This is a genomic window from Maribacter polysiphoniae (assembly GCF_003148665.1).
Lineage (GTDB): Bacteria > Bacteroidota > Bacteroidia > Flavobacteriales > Flavobacteriaceae > Maribacter_A > Maribacter_A polysiphoniae.
Genome location: NZ_QGGQ01000015.1, coordinates 1 through 18,478, shown reverse-complemented (window position 1 = coordinate 18,478; position 18,478 = coordinate 1). Strand labels below are relative to the sequence as shown.

The following is an 18,478-nucleotide window of genomic DNA, read 5'->3' as shown; positions in this document are numbered from 1 at the left end:
ATCGATACGGATAAAAATTGACGTATAATTCGCAAATAAGTAGTGCTCAATTCTAAATAAGTTTCTATATTTGCACCCTTAATCACAAAAGAGAGGAGGTTGTAGCCCATGTTAATTATACCAATAAAAGAAGGAGAGAACATAGACAGAGCTTTAAAGCGCTTCAAGCGAAAGTTCGATAAGACTGGTACCATGCGTCAATTGCGTAAACGTCAGCAATTTACTAAGCCTTCAGTTCAAAGAAGAGCACAAATACAAAAAGCACAATACATTCAAGGTTTAAGAGATCAAGAAGAAATCTAGAATCTTATTTGGTAGTGTACAATTATTGATAAAAAATCCCATCATTTGATGGGATTTTTTTATTTAAGGAAATTGCAACGGCAACTTTGCTAACTTTGTGGTATGTCGATATCCAAGTTTGTTTCTTATTTGCGTTTGGAAAAGAATTATTCGGCGCATACCGTAAATGCGTATGAAAAGGATATTTTGTCTTTTGTCGCTTTTTGTGCCGATGAGCATGGTCTTTTGGATGTTGATAATGCGGAATATCCCGTTGTAAGAAGTTGGATCGTCAGCTTGGTCAATTCGGGAATATCCAATAGGTCTGTGAATAGAAAGGTGGCCTCTCTAAAGGCGTACTATAAATTTTTACAGCAGATAGGTGTCGTGGCGGTGAATCCCTTGGCCAAACACAAAGCCCTTAAAACGGCGAAGAAAATCGAAGTCCCTTTTTCGGAGGAAGAAATGCAGGCTGTTTTGTCGCAATTGCCCTTTGCGGATGATTTTGAGGGTAGGAGGGATAAGTTGGTCATTGAGTTGTTGTATACGACCGGAATACGAAGGGCAGAGCTTGTCAATATTAAAATCAATGATGTTGATCTTGGTGGGCGATCGCTCAAAGTACTAGGGAAACGCAATAAGGAGCGTATCGTGCCTTTGTTGTTGCCGACTGTAGAATTGTTCCGCTCTTATATGCCGCTCAGGGACGGCTTGCGAACTATTGGGGATGGGCAGTTTCTTTTTCTTACCAATACGGGCAATAAAATATATGAAACCCTTGTTTATAGAATTATAAATAAGTATTTTAGAGAGGTGTCCTCCAAGGTAAAAAGGAGTCCACATATTTTGAGACATACCTTTGCGACTCATTTACTCAATAAAGGGGCGGATTTAAATTCGGTGAAAGAGTTGCTAGGCCATTCAAGTTTGGCTTCAACACAAGTATACACACATAATAGTATAGCTGAACTCAAAAAAATTCACGCATCAGCCCACCCAAGGGGTAAAAAATCGCAAGGGCGATAAAATTGTTTAACATATTAAATTTTAGCCTATGAAAGTAAATGCGCAATCAGTTAACTTCAATGCCGATGTAAAATTGTTGGATTTTGTCCAAAGTAGATTGGATAAAATAGAGACTTTCTACGATAAGGTAATAAGTGCGGATGTTTATTTGAAAGTAGAGAATACGAGTTCAAAGGAAAATAAGATTGTGGAAATTAGACTAAATGTACCCAAGGATAGGTTTATTGTCAAAAAGCAGTGCAAGTCATTCGAAGAGGCTGTAGATTCGGCATGTAGCTCCTTGGAAAGGAAAGTGAAAAAAATGAAAGAAATGCAACGTGAAAAAGTATGATGAATTTTTTTCGAATTTTATTTTGATTAAACAAATAAATATATACATTTGCAGTCCGTTAGAAATAGCGGACTTTTTTATGCTAAAAAAAGGGTTGAAAGGCCGATGTAGCTCAGCTGGCTAGAGCAGCTGATTTGTAATCAGCAGGTCGTGGGTTCGAGTCCCTCTATCGGCTCAAAAGTTCTTTAAAATATGGATTGGGGAGATACTCAAGCGGCCAACGAGGGCAGACTGTAAATCTGCTGACTACGTCTTCGCAGGTTCGAATCCTGCTCTCCCCACTATATTTTAAAAAAAAAGTTAATCTGGAAGTGTTGATTTCTGGGTTGTATTGAATAACGGGTTCGGGAAGTCCGGACTTTGGGTAAGATCGGTAAAAGGGTCTTGAAATTGAAATTTTGAAATATAAAATGCGGGAGTAGCTCAGTTGGTAGAGCGTCAGCCTTCCAAGCTGAATGTCGCCGGTTCGAACCCGGTCTCCCGCTCTAATATTTCACAGGATAATGAATGTGTGTTCATTTCGATTGTGGAATATGGGGTGAGAAGTCAGTCCTGAGCGTAGTCGAAGGTAGCCCGTTCTTCCGCCTGAATGTCAAATGAAGCTATTTTCTTTGATATGTTCTTTGGGTAGTGAAGAAAGGACGGGGTCAATTTTTGATTGATTCTGGTGCAGGTCGGTTAAGTTTTGGTCTAGGACTCGAAAACCTTGGGTTGGCGTTTGTTGTAATTTCGATGTTGTTTATCAGTAAACGTTTAGCATCAACCAAGAGAACCCAACAAGCCGACGTAGCTCAGGGGTAGAGCGTTTCCTTGGTAAGGAAGAGGTCACGAGTTCAAATCTCGTCGTTGGCTCAATTAAGGCATATAATTGTACACTAATATATAAACTAAGATTAAAATTCATTTAAAATGGCAAAGGAAACTTTCGATCGTTCCAAACCGCACTTAAATATAGGCACTATTGGACACGTGGATCACGGTAAAACTACATTAACTGCTGCTATTACTACGGTATTGGCAAATGCAGGACTTTCTGAATTGAGAAGTTTCGATTCTATCGATAACGCTCCTGAAGAAAAAGAAAGGGGTATAACCATTAATACTTCTCACGTTGAGTACCAAACAGCAAACCGTCACTACGCACACGTTGACTGTCCTGGTCACGCGGATTACGTAAAGAACATGGTAACTGGTGCTGCCCAAATGGATGGTGCTATCTTGGTTGTTGCTGCAACAGATGGTCCAATGCCACAAACTCGTGAGCACATCCTATTAGGTCGTCAGGTAGGTATTCCTAGAATCGTTGTTTTCTTGAATAAAGTTGACATGGTTGATGATGAGGAGCTTTTAGAGCTTGTTGAGATGGAAGTAAGGGAATTGCTTTCTTTCTATGAGTATGATGGTGATAATGGACCTGTTATTTCAGGATCTGCCCTTGGTGCACTTAACGGTGAGCAAAAATGGGTTGATACCGTTATGGAATTGATGGATGCTGTTGATTCATGGATCGAGTTGCCAAAAAGGGATGTTGAGAAGGATTTCTTAATGCCTGTTGAGGATGTATTCACTATTACTGGTCGTGGAACTGTTGCTACAGGTCGTATCGAAACTGGTGTTGCCAATACTGGTGATGCAGTTGATATCATTGGTATGGGTGCAGAGAAATTGTCTTCTACCATTACTGGTGTTGAAATGTTCCGTAAGATATTGGATAGAGGTGAAGCTGGTGATAACGTAGGTATCTTGTTAAGAGGTATTGAAAAAGCACAGATAAGCAGAGGTATGGTAATTTGTAAGCCAGGTTCTGTTAAGCCACATGCTAAATTTGAAGCAGAGGTTTATATCCTTAAAAAAGAAGAAGGTGGTCGTCACACACCATTCCATAATAACTATCGTCCACAATTCTACGTAAGAACTACCGATGTTACTGGTAACATTAGTCTTCCTAGTGGTGTTGAAATGGTTATGCCTGGTGATAACTTAACGATAACTGTTGATTTGATTCAGCCTATCGCTTTAAGTGAAGGATTACGTTTCGCTATCCGTGAAGGTGGTAGAACAGTTGGTGCCGGTCAGGTAACCAAGATTATAGATTAAATCTTAGAATACTAGTTTACATATAAGGTGTCCCGCTCTAGCGGGATACCTTTCAATGTAAATATAAACGGGTGTAGCTCAGTTGGTAGAGCACTGGTCTCCAAAACCAGGTGTCGGGAGTTCGAGTCTCTCCTCCCGTGCAGGAATTAGATAGAAATCTGATGGCAATTGCGTTAAGGGTTTCTTTCTGTTTAATTTAAAGAATATATCAAATGTTGACGTATATAAAGGAATCAATTGAAGAATTAAGGCACAATGTTACCTTGCCTTCAAAAGCGGAATCATCTAATCTTATGGTAGTGGTGGCAGTTTTTTCTGTGCTGTTCGCTTTGGCTACATGGGGAGTGGATTCTGTCTTCAGTAAATTGATCAAGCTTTATTTTACGAACGTTTTAAATTAAGTCTAGCCTTATGTCAGAAGTATTGGAAAAGAAATGGTATGTGGTAAGGGCGGTCAGTGGTCAGGAGAATAAAATCAAAGGCTACATTGAAAGTGAGGTTGCCAGACTTGGTTTTTCTGATTACTTGGAAGAGGTTTTGGTACCTACGGAAAAGGTAGTACAGATAAGAAATGGTAAGAAGATAAACAAAGAAAGGGTTTATTTTCCGGGTTATATTATGGTCAAAGCCAATTTAGGAGGTGAAATGATCCATATTATACGTTCGATTACCAATGTAATTGGTTTTTTGGGTGAAACGAAAGGTGGTGATCCGGTTCCTTTGAGGAAAACGGAGGTCAACCGAATGCTAGGAAAAGTAGATGAATTGGCGGTTAATACAGATAGTGTTGCCATACCATTCATCCACGGGGAAACGGTCAAGGTTATTGATGGGCCTTTTAATGGGTTCAACGGTACTGTTGAGAAAATCAATGAAGAAAAACGTAAGCTTGAGGTAATGGTTAAAATTTTCGGAAGAAAAACACCATTGGAATTAAGCTATATGCAAGTAGAGAAGATTTAAAAATTTTTGTTACATATTTAAAAGTTGTGTTGCTTCCTAAAGACACACTTTCAATTTAATTTTAAACAATGGCAAAAGAAGTAGGTAAAGTAGTTAAACTACAAGTTAGGGGAGGTGCAGCGAATCCGTCGCCACCGGTTGGACCCGCCTTAGGTGCTGCCGGTGTTAACATCATGGAATTCTGTAAGCAGTTCAACGCGCGTACACAGGATAAACCAGGTAAAGTATTACCAGTTGTTATCACGGTATATAAAGATAAGTCATTTGACTTTATCGTTAAAACACCGCCAGCGGCAGTTCAACTTTTGGAAGCGGCTAAGATTAAGAAAGGATCTGGCGAACCTAACAGAGTCAAATCAGGAAGTGTTTCCTGGGATCAAGTCAAGGTGATAGCAGAGGACAAAATGGTGGATCTAAATGCGTTTACTGTAGAATCGGCGATGAGCATGATTGCAGGAACAGCTAGGTCTATGGGTCTAAAGGTATCAGGTACAAGACCTTTTTAAATTCTTAAAAGCAATTAAATGGCAAAGTTAACAAAGAAGCAAAAAGAAGCCCACGCTAAAATTGAGAAAGATAGATTATACTCAGTTGAAGAGGGTTCGGCTTTAATAAAAGAAATTACCAATACTAAGTTCGATGCATCCATTGATCTTGCAGTTCGTTTAGGGGTAGATCCTAGAAAGGCAAATCAGATGGTTCGTGGGGTGGTTACCCTACCACATGGTACAGGAAAAGATGTCAAGGTTTTGGCTTTGGTTACACCTGATAAGGAAGCAGAGGCTAAAGAAGCCGGAGCTGATTACGTTGGGTTGGATGAATATTTGGAAAAAATAAAAAGCGGTTGGACCGATGTTGATGTTATCATCACCATGCCAAGCGTAATGGGTAAATTAGGACCTTTAGGACGTGTTTTAGGACCAAGGGGATTAATGCCTAACCCAAAGACAGGTACGGTTACTATGGATGTTGCCAAGGCGGTAACAGAGGTGAAGGCCGGTAAGATTGATTTCAAGGTTGATAAGACGGGTATTGTACATGCTGCTATTGGAAAGGCTTCCTTCTCAGTAGATAAAATCGCGGAAAACGCCCAAGAGTTATTGGATACCTTGAATAAATTGAAGCCTTCAGCATCCAAAGGGGTTTATATGAAAAGTATTTTCATGTCAAGCACCATGAGCCCAAGTGTTCAATTGGATCCAAAAACGGTTTAAGTAACTGGTAGTCTAAAATTTTAATTATGACAAGAGAAGAGAAATTAAACGTTATAGAAGATTTAACTGCCCAGTTAGCTGAAAATTCAACTATTTATTTAGCTGATATTTCGGGATTGGATGCGACCACAACTTCAAATTTAAGAAGAGCGTGTTTTAAGGCCAATATTAAACTTGCAGTAGTTAAAAACACACTTCTTGCCAAGGCAATGGAAGCTTCCGATAAAGATTTCGGTGAACTTCCTGAGGTTTTAAAGGGAAACACTTCATTGATGTTCTCCGAGGCAGGAAATGGACCGGCAAAACTTATTAAGACCTTTAGAAAAAAGTCTGATAAGCCTTTGTTGAAAGGAGCTTTCGTAGAGGAAGCCATATTTGTTGGTGATGACAAATTGGATGCTTTGGTAAGTATAAAATCAAGGGAAGAGATGATCGGGGAAATTATTGGCTTGTTGCAATCGCCAGCCAAGAATGTTATTTCTGGTCTTAAATCCGGTGGTGGAAAACTTGCTGGTATCCTAAAGACATTATCAGAAAGGGAATAGTACGCACTTAAACAATTATATTTTAAAATTTTATTAAACGATAGAAAAATGGCAGATTTGAAAGATTTCGCAGAACAATTGGTTAACTTGACCGTAAAAGAGGTTAATGAGTTGGCTGATATATTAAAAGAAGAATACGGTATCGAGCCAGCAGCTGCTGCTGTAGCTGTTGCCGCAGGTGGTGGAGCTGCTGAAGGTGGTGAAGCTGTTGAGGAAAAAACAGAATTCGATGTAATTTTGAAAGCAGCCGGTGCCTCTAAATTGGCAGTTGTAAAATTGGTTAAGGAATTGACCGGTTTAGGATTGAAAGATGCTAAGGATATTGTTGATAGCGCACCAAAAGCAGTTAAAGAAGGTGTATCTAAAGACGAAGCTGAAGGTATTAAAAAATCATTGGAAGAAGCAGGAGCAGAAGTTGAGCTTAAATAGTCGCTACTACCATAACAGTTTGGGTTTAGGTCTTACCACAGTTTGTGGTCAGACCTAAGCCTTTTTATGCATTAAGTATATGAAGTCATATACGACCCATTAGTATTCATGATCAAAATTTTGTCCATAGATGTTCACAAATCAGACTGAGAGAATAAATTTTGCATCCGCTAAGAACACGCCGGCATATCCGGATTTCTTGGACATTCAGATTAAATCATTTCAAGATTTCTTTCAACTTGAAACAAAATCTGACGAAAGGGGCAATGAAGGATTGTATAATACCTTCATGGAAAACTTTCCAATAACAGACACACGTAACCAGTTTGTGTTGGAATTTCTTGATTATTTCATAGATCCACCGCGATATTCCATCCAAGAATGTATCGAGCGTGGTCTTACCCATAGTGTGCCTTTAAAAGCTAGATTGAAATTATATTGTACTGATCCCGAACATGAGGATTTTGAGACCATCGTACAGGATGTGTACTTGGGTACGATTCCTTATATGACGCCAAGTGGTACTTTTGTTATCAACGGGGCAGAACGTGTTGTTGTATCGCAATTACACCGTTCGCCAGGTGTATTCTTTGGACAATCATTCCATGCCAATGGTACTAAATTGTACTCGGCAAGGGTTATTCCATTTAAAGGGTCCTGGATAGAATTTGCTACCGATATCAATGGTGTTATGTACGCCTATATCGATAGAAAGAAAAAATTACCTGTAACTACTTTGTTCAGAGCCATAGGGTTCGAAAGTGATAAGGATATTCTTGAGATATTCGACCTTTCGGAAGAGGTGAAAGTTTCAAAGGCAGGATTGAAAAAGGTCTTGGGGCGTAAATTGGCTGCAAGGGTTTTGAACACATGGCATGAGGATTTCGTAGACGAGGATACTGGTGAAGTGGTATCTATCGAAAGAAACGAAATCATACTAGATCGTGATACCGTCTTGGAAAAAGACCATATCGAAGAAATTTTGGAAGCGGATGTGAAGACCATTCTTTTGCATAAAGAGAATAATGCACAGTCCGATTATGCCATAATCCATAATACATTACAAAAAGATCCTACAAACTCTGAAAAAGAGGCTGTAGAACATATATACCGTCAATTACGTAATGCTGAACCGCCCGATGAGGAAACAGCTCGTGGTATCATTGACAAACTGTTCTTCTCAGATCAACGGTACAACCTAGGAGAGGTTGGTCGTTACCGAATGAACAAAAAATTACAATTGGATATTGGAATGGACAAGCAGGTCTTGACCAAGGAAGATATCATTACAATTATCAAGTATTTGATCGAGTTGATCAACTCTAAAGCAGAGATCGATGATATTGATCACCTTTCCAACCGTCGTGTACGTACTGTGGGTGAACAATTGTCTTCGCAATTTGGTGTAGGTCTTGCCCGTATGGCCAGAACTATTCGTGAACGTATGAACGTTCGTGATAACGAGGTGTTTACCCCAATAGATTTGATTAATGCAAAGACGTTGTCTTCTGTGATTAATTCCTTCTTTGGTACGAACCAGTTGTCCCAGTTTATGGATCAAACGAATCCGTTGGCAGAGATTACGCACAAACGTAGATTGTCGGCCCTAGGGCCAGGTGGTCTTTCTAGGGAGCGTGCTGGTTTTGAGGTACGTGATGTCCATTATACACACTATGGTAGGTTATGTCCTATTGAAACCCCTGAAGGTCCGAATATTGGTTTGATATCTTCACTTGCGGTTTTTGCCAAAGTGAATCCTATGGGATTCTTGGAGACACCTTACCGTAAAGTAAATGATGCCAAGGTCAATACCAATGAATACTTATATTTAAGTGCTGAGGAGGAAGAAGGAATGAAAATTGCCCAGGCGAACATTCCTTTGAAAGAAGATGGTCAGATTGATACCGATAAGGTAATTGCAAGGGAAGAAGGTGATTTCCCAGTAGTTGATCCAAAAGAGATCAACTACACCGATGTTGCCCCTAATCAAATAGCCTCTATTTCAGCTTCCTTGATTCCTTTCTTGGAACATGATGATGCGAACAGGGCATTGATGGGATCAAACATGATGCGTCAGGCTGTACCGTTATTGAAACCTCAATCCCCGATTGTAGGTACCGGTCTTGAAAGACAGGTGGCTTCCGATTCAAGGGTATTGATCAATGCCGAAGGTGATGGTGTTATTGAGTATGTCGACGCCCAAAAAATAACGATCAAATATGATAGAACCGAAAGTGAAAGGTTGATCAGTTTTGATGATGATGATAAAACGTACAACTTGGTTAAGTTTAGAAAAACCAACCAAGGTACGAGTATCAACCTTAAACCTATCGTCAAAAGGGGGGATAGGGTCAAAAAAGGACAAGTACTTTGTGAAGGTTATGCTACTGAAAAAGGTGAATTGGCATTGGGTAGAAACCTTACTGTTGCCTTTATGCCTTGGAAAGGATATAACTTTGAGGATGCGATCGTGATTTCCGAAAAAGTTGTTCGTGAGGATATTTTTACATCCATCCATGTTGATGAATATTCATTGGAAGTCCGTGACACCAAATTGGGAGCGGAAGAATTAACACATGATATTCCCAATGTTTCTGAAGAGGCCACAAAAGACCTTGATGAAAACGGTATGATCCGTATTGGGGCTGAAGTAAAGCCTGGAGATATCCTTATTGGTAAGATTACCCCAAAAGGTGAGTCCGATCCAACTCCGGAAGAAAAATTACTTCGCGCTATATTTGGTGATAAGGCAGGTGATGTAAAGGATGCTTCCTTAAAAGCCTCCCCTTCATTACGAGGTGTTGTTATCGATAAAAAATTGTTCTCAAGATCTATTAAGGATAAGCGTAAGCGTTCTGAGGATAAGGAAGCGATTTCAAACTTGGAACTGGAATACGAAGTGAAATTCCAACAGCTTAAGGATGTTTTGGTTGAGAAATTGTTCACATTGATCAATGGTAAGACATCACAAGGTGTATTGAACGATTTGGGAGAGGAAGTTCTTCCAAAAGGCAAGAAATATACCATGAAGATGTTGAACTCCGTTGATGATTTTGCGCATTTGGTAGCAGGGACTTGGACTACGGATAAGGATACCAATGAATTGGTCGCCGATCTATTGCATAACTATAAAATCAAACTTAATGACCTTCAAGGGAATCTGAGAAGGGATAAATTCACGATTTCCGTTGGTGATGAACTACCAGCCGGAATCATGAAACTGGCCAAAGTATATATCGCCAAAAAGCGTAAGCTTAAAGTAGGTGATAAAATGGCCGGTCGACATGGTAACAAAGGTATCGTTTCAAGAATTGTACGTCACGAGGACATGCCTTTCTTGGAAGATGGTACTCCAGTTGATATCGTATTGAATCCATTAGGGGTACCTTCCCGTATGAACATTGGTCAGATTTATGAAACGGTTCTTGGTTGGGCTGGACTTAAATTAGGCAAAAAGTATGCAACACCGATTTTTGATGGAGCAACTTTGGATGAGATCAATGCGTATACTGATGAGGCTGGAATACCAAGATTTGGCCATACGTATTTATATGATGGTGGTACAGGACAACGTTTTGATCAGCCCGCTACGGTTGGGGTAATCTACATGTTGAAATTGGGTCACATGGTAGATGATAAGATGCACGCACGTTCCATAGGACCATACTCCTTGATTACCCAGCAACCATTAGGTGGTAAAGCACAATTTGGTGGTCAGCGATTTGGAGAGATGGAAGTTTGGGCATTGGAAGCATACGGTGCATCAGCTACACTACGTGAAATACTCACAGTGAAGTCCGATGATGTCATTGGTAGGGCCAAAACCTACGAGTCTATCGTTAAGGGAGAGACTATGCCAGAACCTGGTTTACCAGAATCTTTCAACGTGTTAATGCACGAACTTAAGGGATTAGGTTTGGACATTAGATTGGAGGAATAGATAAATCTATGTTATAAAGGATTTTAGAACACATTTAATTAGTATCACCATTTATTATGGCTAGAATAAAAGATAATAACCCAATTAAAAGGTTTAATAAGATTTCAATCGGTTTGGCATCTCCAGAAGCTATTTTGGCAGAGTCAAGGGGTGAAGTTTTAAAGCCTGAAACCATAAACTACAGAACGCACAAACCAGAGCGTGACGGTCTTTTCTGTGAGCGTATTTTCGGCCCTGTGAAGGATTATGAATGTGCTTGTGGTAAATACAAGAGGATTCGTTACCGTGGTATCGTTTGTGATCGCTGTGGTGTAGAGGTTACCGAGAAGAAGGTTCGAAGGGATAGGGTAGGACATATCAATTTAGTTGTACCTGTTGCCCATATTTGGTACTTCCGTTCGTTACCGAATAAAATCGGTTACCTTTTAGGGTTACCTTCCAAGAAATTGGATATGATCATTTACTACGAACGTTATGTAGTAATACAGCCCGGTATTGCAAAAGGCCCTGAGGGTGAGGAGGTCAATAAGATGGATTTCCTTACGGAAGAGGAATATTTGAATATTCTTGAGACTATCCCACAGGAAAACCAATACTTGGAAGATAGCGACCCCAACAAGTTCATAGCTAAGATGGGTGCAGAATGCCTTATTGATCTATTGGCACGTATCGATCTTAAGGAATTGTCATATGAATTAAGACATAAAGCCAATACAGAGACTTCCAAACAACGTAAGACCGAAGCCCTAAAACGACTTCAAGTGGTTGAGGCCTTAAGGGAATCCCAAGAGAATAGGGAAAATAGACCTGAATGGATGATCATGAAGGTTATTCCGGTTATTCCACCGGAATTACGTCCTTTGGTACCTTTGGATGGTGGTCGTTTTGCGACTTCCGATTTGAATGATCTATATAGAAGGGTAATCATAAGAAACAATCGATTGAAGCGATTGGTCGAGATCAAAGCACCGGAAGTGATTCTTAGAAATGAGAAACGTATGCTTCAAGAAGCTGTTGATTCACTTTTTGATAATACCAGAAAAGCATCTGCAGTTAAAACGGAATCGAATAGACCTTTGAAATCCCTTTCCGATTCATTGAAAGGAAAGCAAGGTCGTTTTCGTCAGAACTTACTAGGTAAGCGTGTTGATTATTCGGCACGTTCTGTTATCGTTGTAGGTCCTGAAATGCGATTGTTCGAATGCGGTCTTCCAAAAGATATGGCTGCCGAACTGTACAAACCATTCGTAATTCGAAAGTTGATTGAAAGGGGTATAGTAAAAACCGTTAAATCAGCTAAAAAAATAATAGATAAAAAAGAACCCGTTGTTTGGGATATTCTTGAAAACGTATTGAAAGGACACCCTGTTATGTTGAACAGGGCCCCTACATTGCACAGATTGGGTATACAAGCGTTCCAGCCAAAACTTATAGAAGGTAAGGCCATACGTTTGCATCCACTGGTATGTACGGCGTTTAATGCGGATTTTGATGGGGATCAAATGGCAGTCCATTTACCATTGGGCCCAGAAGCAATTCTGGAATGCCAATTGTTGATGTTGGCTTCCCATAACATCTTGAACCCAGCAAACGGATCACCTATTACGGTACCTTCACAGGATATGGTCTTGGGTCTTTATTATATGACCAAAGAAAGGAAGTCCACACCAGAAGTACCTATTAAAGGTGAAGGGTTGACTTTCTATTCTGCAGAAGAGGTTGAAATCGCCTTCAATGAAGGAATGGTGAATCTTAATGCTGGAATTAAGGTAAGGGCTAAGGATTTTAATGAAGAAGGTGAACTGGTATATCAGATCATACCGACAACCGTTGGTAGGGTATTGTTCAATATGGAGGTTCCTGAGCAAGCTGGTTATATCAATGAAGTATTGAATAAAAAATCGTTGCGAGACATTATCGGTGGTATTCTTGCCGTAACCGATGTTCCTACAACGGCAGATTTCTTGGATAAGATCAAGACAATGGGATACGAGTTTGCCTTTAAAGGTGGACTATCCTTCAGTTTGGGTGATATTATCATCCCACCTGAAAAACATACGATGATCGGTGAGGCCAACGTACAGGTAGATGGCATTATGGCCAACTATAACATGGGACTTATCACAAATAACGAACGTTATAACCAAGTTATTGATGTTTGGACATCTACCAATGCAATGTTGACCGAGTTGGCCATGAAACGTATTCGTGAAGACCAACAAGGGTTTAACTCTGTGTATATGATGCTTGATTCAGGTGCAAGGGGTTCTAAAGAACAAATTCGCCAGTTGACAGGTATGCGTGGTTTGATGGCCAAACCTAAAAAGTCCACAGCAGGTGGTGGTGAGATTATTGAAAACCCGATTCTTTCCAACTTTAAGGAAGGGTTATCGATTTTGGAATACTTTATCTCTACCCACGGTGCCCGTAAGGGACTTGCGGATACCGCTTTGAAAACGGCAGATGCAGGTTACCTAACACGTCGTTTGGTTGATGTTTCCCAGGATGTTATCATTAACACGGAAGATTGTGGAACATTGAGAGGTATTACCGTTGAGCCATTGAAGAAAAATGAGGAGATTGTAGAGACCTTGGGAGAAAGGATACTCGGTAGGGTTTCCCTTCACGATGTCCGTAATCCATTGACTGATGAGATTGTTTTAAAAGCAGGTCAGCAAATCATGGAAGAGGATGTTAAGAAAGTCGAAGCATCCCCAATTGAAAAGATTGAGGTGCGTTCTGCCTTAACCTGTGAAGCTGAGAAAGGTATTTGTGCCAAATGTTATGGTAGAAACCTATCTACCAACAAAATGGTTCAAAGAGGAGAGGCTGTTGGTGTGGTTGCCGCACAATCTATCGGTGAACCAGGTACACAGTTGACCCTTCGAACCTTCCACGTTGGGGGTATTGCGGGTAACATCTCCGAGGATAATAAATTGACAGCCAAATTCGATGGTATTGCCGAAATTGAGGATTTAAGAACCGTAAAAGGTGAAGATTCAGAAGGTAATGATTCGGATATTGTAATATCTAGAACTTCGGAAATTAAGATTGTTGATGCCAAAACAGGTATTACATTGAGTACGAATAATATTCCTTATGGTTCGCAGTTGTTCTTAAAGAACGGTGCTAAAATCAAGAGCGGTGATGTTGTTTGTCAGTGGGATCCCTATAATGGTGTTATCGTATCTGAATTCCCAGGTAAAATTGCCTATGAAAATATTGAGCAAGGTGTTACCTATCAGGTAGAGATTGATGAACAGACTGGTTTCCAAGAGAAAGTTATTTCTGAATCTAGGAACAAGAAACTTATTCCTACCTTGTTGATCATGAACAGTAAGAATGAAGTTTTACGTTCATATAACTTGCCTGTTGGATCTCACATAATGGTTGATGATGGCGATAAGATCAAGGAAGGTAAGATTTTGGTGAAAATTCCACGTAAATCTGCAAAAGCAGGGGATATTACAGGTGGTCTTCCAAGGGTAACAGAATTGTTCGAAGCACGTAACCCATCAAATCCTGCGGTAGTTTCCGAGATAGATGGTGTAGTTTCCTTTGGTAAGATCAAACGAGGTAACAGGGAGATCATCATTGAATCCAAATTGGGTGAGGTCAAGAAATACTTGGTCAAATTGTCCAATCAAATATTGGTTCAGGAAAATGATTATGTACGTGCTGGTATGCCGCTTTCCGATGGGTCTATTACCCCAGAGGATATTTTAGCGATAAAAGGTCCTTCAGCCGTTCAACAATATTTGGTTAATGAAGTTCAGGAAGTATATCGATTACAGGGTGTGAAAATCAACGATAAGCACTTTGAGGTTGTTGTACGTCAGATGATGCGAAAAGTACGTATCCAAGATCCAGGGGATACCATTTTCTTGGAAAATCAATTGGTACATAAGTCAGACTTTATTACAGAAAACGATGAGATATTCGGTAAGAAAGTTGTGGTTGAAGCTGGTGAATCGGAAAATCTTAGGGCGGGTCAAATTATTTCGGCACGTGAGCTAAGGGATGAAAATTCAGTACTAAAAAGAGCTGATAAGAGTTTGGTTGAAGCTAGGGATGCTGTAGCAGCCACTGCAACACCAATCTTACAGGGAATCACTAGGGCTTCATTGCAGACAAAATCGTTTATCTCCGCAGCTTCATTCCAAGAGACAACAAAAGTATTGAACGAAGCCGCTGTTAGTGGTAAGGTCGATACCCTTGAAGGATTGAAAGAGAATGTAATTGTAGGTCATAAAATACCTGCAGGTACTGGAATGCGTGATTATGAGAACATCATTGTTGGTTCCAAGGAGGAATATGATGAGATTATGGCCCGTAAGGAAGCATTGAAATTTTAATCGATACCTATGAGTGGTAATGACCCTAAACAAAAACAGATAAACATCGAACTCGATGAAAAAACGGCTGAAGGAATATATTCGAATTTAGCCATCATTAATCATTCGGTTTCTGAATTTGTAGTAGATTTTATCAGTTTGATGCCAGGGGCCCCAAAGGCGAAAGTAAAAAGTAGGATTGTTTTAACACCACAGCATGCCAAGAAATTTTTAAAGGCATTGAGTGAAAATGTTAATCGTTTCGAAAAGGCCCATGGTACCATAAAGGATTATGAACAACCTCCCATTCCCATTAATTTTGGGCCTTCGGGAGAAGCTTAATAACAAAAAAACCCATGATAAAATCATGGGTTTTTTTATTTTGTGGATTTTGTTTTCTTATTTGAACTCGGAAGTGAAATGCAACTTCACCGAAGGATATTTTTGTTGGGTCATTTGTAAGGAAAATTGGGAATCGGCCAAGAAGACCATTTGACCTTGCTTATCTTTCGCCAAAAATTTTTGTTTCACCCTTTTAAATTCCTTGAATTCATCGTTTTTCCCATCTTGTGGGTCTACCCAACACGCCTTGTATACCGGGAAGTTTTCATAACTGCATTTGGCACCATACTCATGCTCGAGGCGATATTGGATCACCTCGAATTGAAGGGCCCCGACGGTACCAATGACTTTTCGTCCGTTCAATTCCAAAGTAAACAATTGGGCAACACCTTCGTCCATAAGTTGGTCAATACCTTTGCCCAATTGCTTCGATTTCATGGGGTCGGCATTGTTGATGTAGCGAAAATGTTCAGGGGAAAAGCTTGGGATTCCCTTGTAATGGAGTGATTCCCCTTCAGTTAGGGTGTCACCGATCTTAAAATTACCGGTATCATGCAACCCTACAATATCCCCAGGGTAGGATGTGTCGACGATTTCCTTTTTTTCAGCAAAGAAGGCGTTAGGACTTGAGAACTTGAGATTCTTGCCTTGTCTCACATGTAAATAGGGTTTGTTTCTTTCGAAAGTTCCCGAAACGACTTTTATAAAGGCTAAACGGTCTCGATGCTTGGGGTCCATATTGGCATGAATCTTAAAAACAAAGCCAGTAAGTTCTTTTTCATCGGGGTTAACCAATCTTTCCTCAGCCATTTTTGGACGGGGTGCCGGTGCTATCTCTATAAAGCAGTCAAGCAGTTCACGAACACCAAAATTGTTTAAGGCAGAACCAAAAAATACAGGTTGTTGTTTACCGCTTAAATAACTGTCTACATTAAACGGGGCATACACGCCATGGACCAATTCAAGATTGTCCCTTAAGTCCTGGGCGGCTTTTTCACCGATAATGGTTTCCAATTCCGGATTGTCAATATTATCGAAGGCAATAGTATCCTCAATGTTCTTTTTGCTGTCACCACTGAAAAGATTGATGTTCTTCTCATAAATATTATAAATGCCCTTAAAGTCATAGCCCATGCCAATAGGGAAACTCAAAGGGGTGACCGAAAGCCCTAATTTTTGTTCCAAATCATCCAGTAGGTCAAAAGCATCCTTACCTTCCCGGTCCAACTTGTTGATAAATACAATCATGGGGATATTCCGCATTCTACATACCTCCACGAGTTTTATGGTCTGTTCCTCAACACCTTTTGCAACATCAACAACCACGATGACACTGTCCACCGCGGTTAATGTCCTAAAAGTATCTTCAGCGAAATCCTTGTGTCCAGGGGTATCGAGTATGTTTATTTTCTTATCCTTGTATAAAAAGGCTAAAACAGACGTGGCTACCGATATACCCCTTTGCCGTTCAATCTCCATGAAGTCACTAGTGGCCGTTTTTTTTATTTTGTTGTTTTTTACGGCACCTGCCTCTTGTATGGCTCCTCCGAAAAGCAACAATTTCTCCGTCAGGGTGGTTTTCCCTGCATCCGGATGCGATATAATTCCGAAGGTACGTCTCCGCGCTATCTCACTCTTAAAGCCCATACTATTATTTTCGGCAAAAATAAAGTAAAATATAGGATTATGCTCCTTTACAATTTAATTTTCCATTTCAAAAAGGAGTGACGGTTTCCATGTCAATTTTATTGGGTGATAATAGAGTGGGATTAAATGGTTTTTACAGGGATTCTTATTCAAAAAGGTACTTTTGCGTCTAAAACCAATTAAATTATAAAATGTTGGTAATCATCGATAAACAGGTAGTCCATTTCCCTTGGGTTTGCACTTGGTCGATAATTTTCGTTGTTAAAAGAAATTTAAAATTAATGTTTTCCTTTCTATTTGTCCATCTAAAATTTAAATATATCTTGCGTTAAAATATAGAAGCCCCACTTCTTATATTTATTACTGCTTATAGCCATGGTGATTAGTAAATAATTACTGACACTTATGGAAAATTTTACTTTTGTACACTTGAAAGGAAAGGTCTTGAGAGGTATTAACCTTGTTTTAATACTTTTCCTGTGTTTTTGGATAACTTCCTTTAACAATATTGCTTCTAGTTCAGGAAAGAACATAATTGATTCCGGTATTAAGGGATTGGTTGCGACCGAAATAGGTACAGATGGGGATGTCGAGGTTACTGCATGTTGTACCCCCATGACTTCAAAAATAATCACGGCCAGTGATTTTGGTTTTCAGAATAATGTTAATGATGGTAGCCTGTCGGCCACTGATATAGATTTAAGTAGCAAATGGGGACTCCCAATAGGTAGTGTTATAGTTAGTGTAGAAGGAGCGAGTACAGATGCAAGTGGATTTTTTAGAACAATAGTTGATTTTCCAATTAATTTCAAAATTAAAGGAACGGTACCTGTAATCGTAAAGGCCCATCATTCTTCAGGAATAGCTGTGGATGCTCAAGATGGCATTGTAGCATTGGACAACGTTGAATATCAATTTATAGGGTCTTTAAGTTCAGGCTTAATACCAGCTGTAGAAGAGAATAATTATTATGTAAAGAATACAACTTCTACAAGTAATCATCCTAGTATAAGTGTTGATTGGGAATCTCAATCCCCGGTTACGGATATTGAATTTTATACGACTTCAGCTTATTCTAGTTTGATTGCTTTGTATATAACACCCTACATGTGTACCGACACCGATGGTGACGGGGTACCTGATATGACGGACCTTGATGATGACAACGATGGTATTTTGGACAGTGTGGAAGACCCCAACCTTGATGGTGACAACGATCCTTTGACCGATCCACTGGACAGTGATGGTGATGGATATCCGAACCATTTGGACATCGATTCGGATAATGACGGCATCCCTGACAATGTTGAGGCCCAGACCACGGATGG

At 39.9% G+C, this 18,478-nt stretch carries 14 protein-coding genes, 5 tRNA genes and 1 pseudogene; 19 read left to right on the top strand and 1 reads right to left on the bottom strand.

Going from position 1 to position 18,478, the window contains the following annotated elements; genetic code table 11:
* The first annotated feature begins 108 nt into the window (after positions 1-108).
* From rpsU to LX92_RS20585, 18 genes are all read left to right on the top strand, one after another.
* A complete protein-coding gene (rpsU, locus tag LX92_RS20670) occupies positions 109-303 on the top strand; it encodes a 30S ribosomal protein S21 (RefSeq protein WP_109654682.1) in 195 nt (64 codons plus the stop codon).
* Positions 304-405: 102 nt separating this feature from the next.
* Positions 406-1,308 carry a tyrosine-type recombinase/integrase gene (locus tag LX92_RS20665; RefSeq protein ID WP_109654680.1) on the top strand — a complete coding sequence of 301 codons (903 nt, stop codon included), beginning with the start codon at positions 406-408 and terminating at the stop codon, positions 1,306-1,308.
* Positions 1,309-1,336: 28 nt separating this feature from the next.
* Positions 1,337-1,639 (top strand): ribosome hibernation-promoting factor, HPF/YfiA family, encoded by a 303-nt coding sequence (hpf, locus tag LX92_RS20660; RefSeq protein WP_109654678.1) that lies wholly within the window; start codon positions 1,337-1,339, stop codon positions 1,637-1,639.
* 101 nt (positions 1,640-1,740) lie between these two features.
* A tRNA-Thr gene (locus LX92_RS20655) sits at positions 1,741-1,814 on the top strand.
* 24 nt (positions 1,815-1,838) lie between these two features.
* Positions 1,839-1,920, top strand: a tRNA-Tyr gene (locus LX92_RS20650).
* 131 nt (positions 1,921-2,051) lie between these two features.
* A tRNA-Gly gene (locus LX92_RS20645) sits at positions 2,052-2,124 on the top strand.
* A gap of 295 nt (positions 2,125-2,419) precedes the next feature.
* Positions 2,420-2,491 (top strand) — tRNA-Thr (locus LX92_RS20640).
* 57 nt (positions 2,492-2,548) lie between these two features.
* Complete coding sequence (tuf, locus tag LX92_RS20635) at positions 2,549-3,736, top strand: elongation factor Tu (protein WP_109654676.1); 1,188 nt, start codon at positions 2,549-2,551, stop codon at positions 3,734-3,736.
* A 67-nt stretch (positions 3,737-3,803) separates the two neighbouring features.
* Positions 3,804-3,876: transfer RNA gene (locus tag LX92_RS20630), tRNA-Trp, on the top strand.
* A gap of 72 nt (positions 3,877-3,948) precedes the next feature.
* Positions 3,949-4,137 (top strand): preprotein translocase subunit SecE, encoded by a 189-nt coding sequence (gene secE, locus LX92_RS20625; RefSeq protein ID WP_109654674.1) that lies wholly within the window; start codon positions 3,949-3,951, stop codon positions 4,135-4,137.
* 10 nt (positions 4,138-4,147) lie between these two features.
* Positions 4,148-4,699 (top strand): transcription termination/antitermination protein NusG, encoded by a 552-nt coding sequence (nusG, locus tag LX92_RS20620; RefSeq protein WP_109654672.1) that lies wholly within the window; start codon positions 4,148-4,150, stop codon positions 4,697-4,699.
* A 68-nt stretch (positions 4,700-4,767) separates the two neighbouring features.
* The gene (rplK, locus tag LX92_RS20615) at positions 4,768-5,205 is read left to right on the top strand and encodes a 50S ribosomal protein L11 (protein ID WP_109654670.1); all 438 of its coding nucleotides are present in this window, start codon (positions 4,768-4,770) and stop codon (positions 5,203-5,205) included.
* Between the two features lie 18 nt (positions 5,206-5,223).
* A complete protein-coding gene (rplA, locus tag LX92_RS20610) occupies positions 5,224-5,913 on the top strand; it encodes a 50S ribosomal protein L1 (protein ID WP_109654668.1) in 690 nt (229 codons plus the stop codon).
* 26 nt (positions 5,914-5,939) lie between these two features.
* Positions 5,940-6,458, top strand: coding sequence for a 50S ribosomal protein L10 (gene rplJ, locus LX92_RS20605; RefSeq protein ID WP_109654666.1), 519 nt, complete (start codon positions 5,940-5,942; stop codon positions 6,456-6,458).
* 48 nt (positions 6,459-6,506) lie between these two features.
* Positions 6,507-6,887: a 50S ribosomal protein L7/L12 gene (gene rplL, locus LX92_RS20600; RefSeq protein WP_109654664.1), complete on the top strand. Its 381-nt coding sequence runs from the start codon at positions 6,507-6,509 to the stop codon at positions 6,885-6,887.
* Between the two features lie 130 nt (positions 6,888-7,017).
* Positions 7,018-10,827, top strand: coding sequence for a DNA-directed RNA polymerase subunit beta (gene rpoB, locus LX92_RS20595; protein ID WP_109654662.1), 3,810 nt, complete (start codon positions 7,018-7,020; stop codon positions 10,825-10,827).
* Between the two features lie 56 nt (positions 10,828-10,883).
* A complete protein-coding gene (gene rpoC / locus LX92_RS20590) occupies positions 10,884-15,182 on the top strand; it encodes a DNA-directed RNA polymerase subunit beta' (RefSeq protein ID WP_109654660.1) in 4,299 nt (1,432 codons plus the stop codon).
* 9 nt (positions 15,183-15,191) lie between these two features.
* A complete protein-coding gene (locus tag LX92_RS20585) occupies positions 15,192-15,503 on the top strand; it encodes a DUF3467 domain-containing protein (RefSeq protein ID WP_109654658.1) in 312 nt (103 codons plus the stop codon).
* A gap of 57 nt (positions 15,504-15,560) precedes the next feature.
* Here LX92_RS20585 and LX92_RS20580 read toward each other — a convergent pair whose 3' ends face one another.
* The gene (locus LX92_RS20580; protein ID WP_109654656.1) at positions 15,561-17,150 is read right to left on the bottom strand and encodes a peptide chain release factor 3; all 1,590 of its coding nucleotides are present in this window, start codon (positions 17,148-17,150) and stop codon (positions 15,561-15,563) included.
* A gap of 405 nt (positions 17,151-17,555) precedes the next feature.
* Between LX92_RS20580 and LX92_RS22545 the strand changes: the two are divergent.
* A pseudogene (locus tag LX92_RS22545) lies at positions 17,556-18,478 on the top strand (hypothetical protein); the annotation flags it as partial.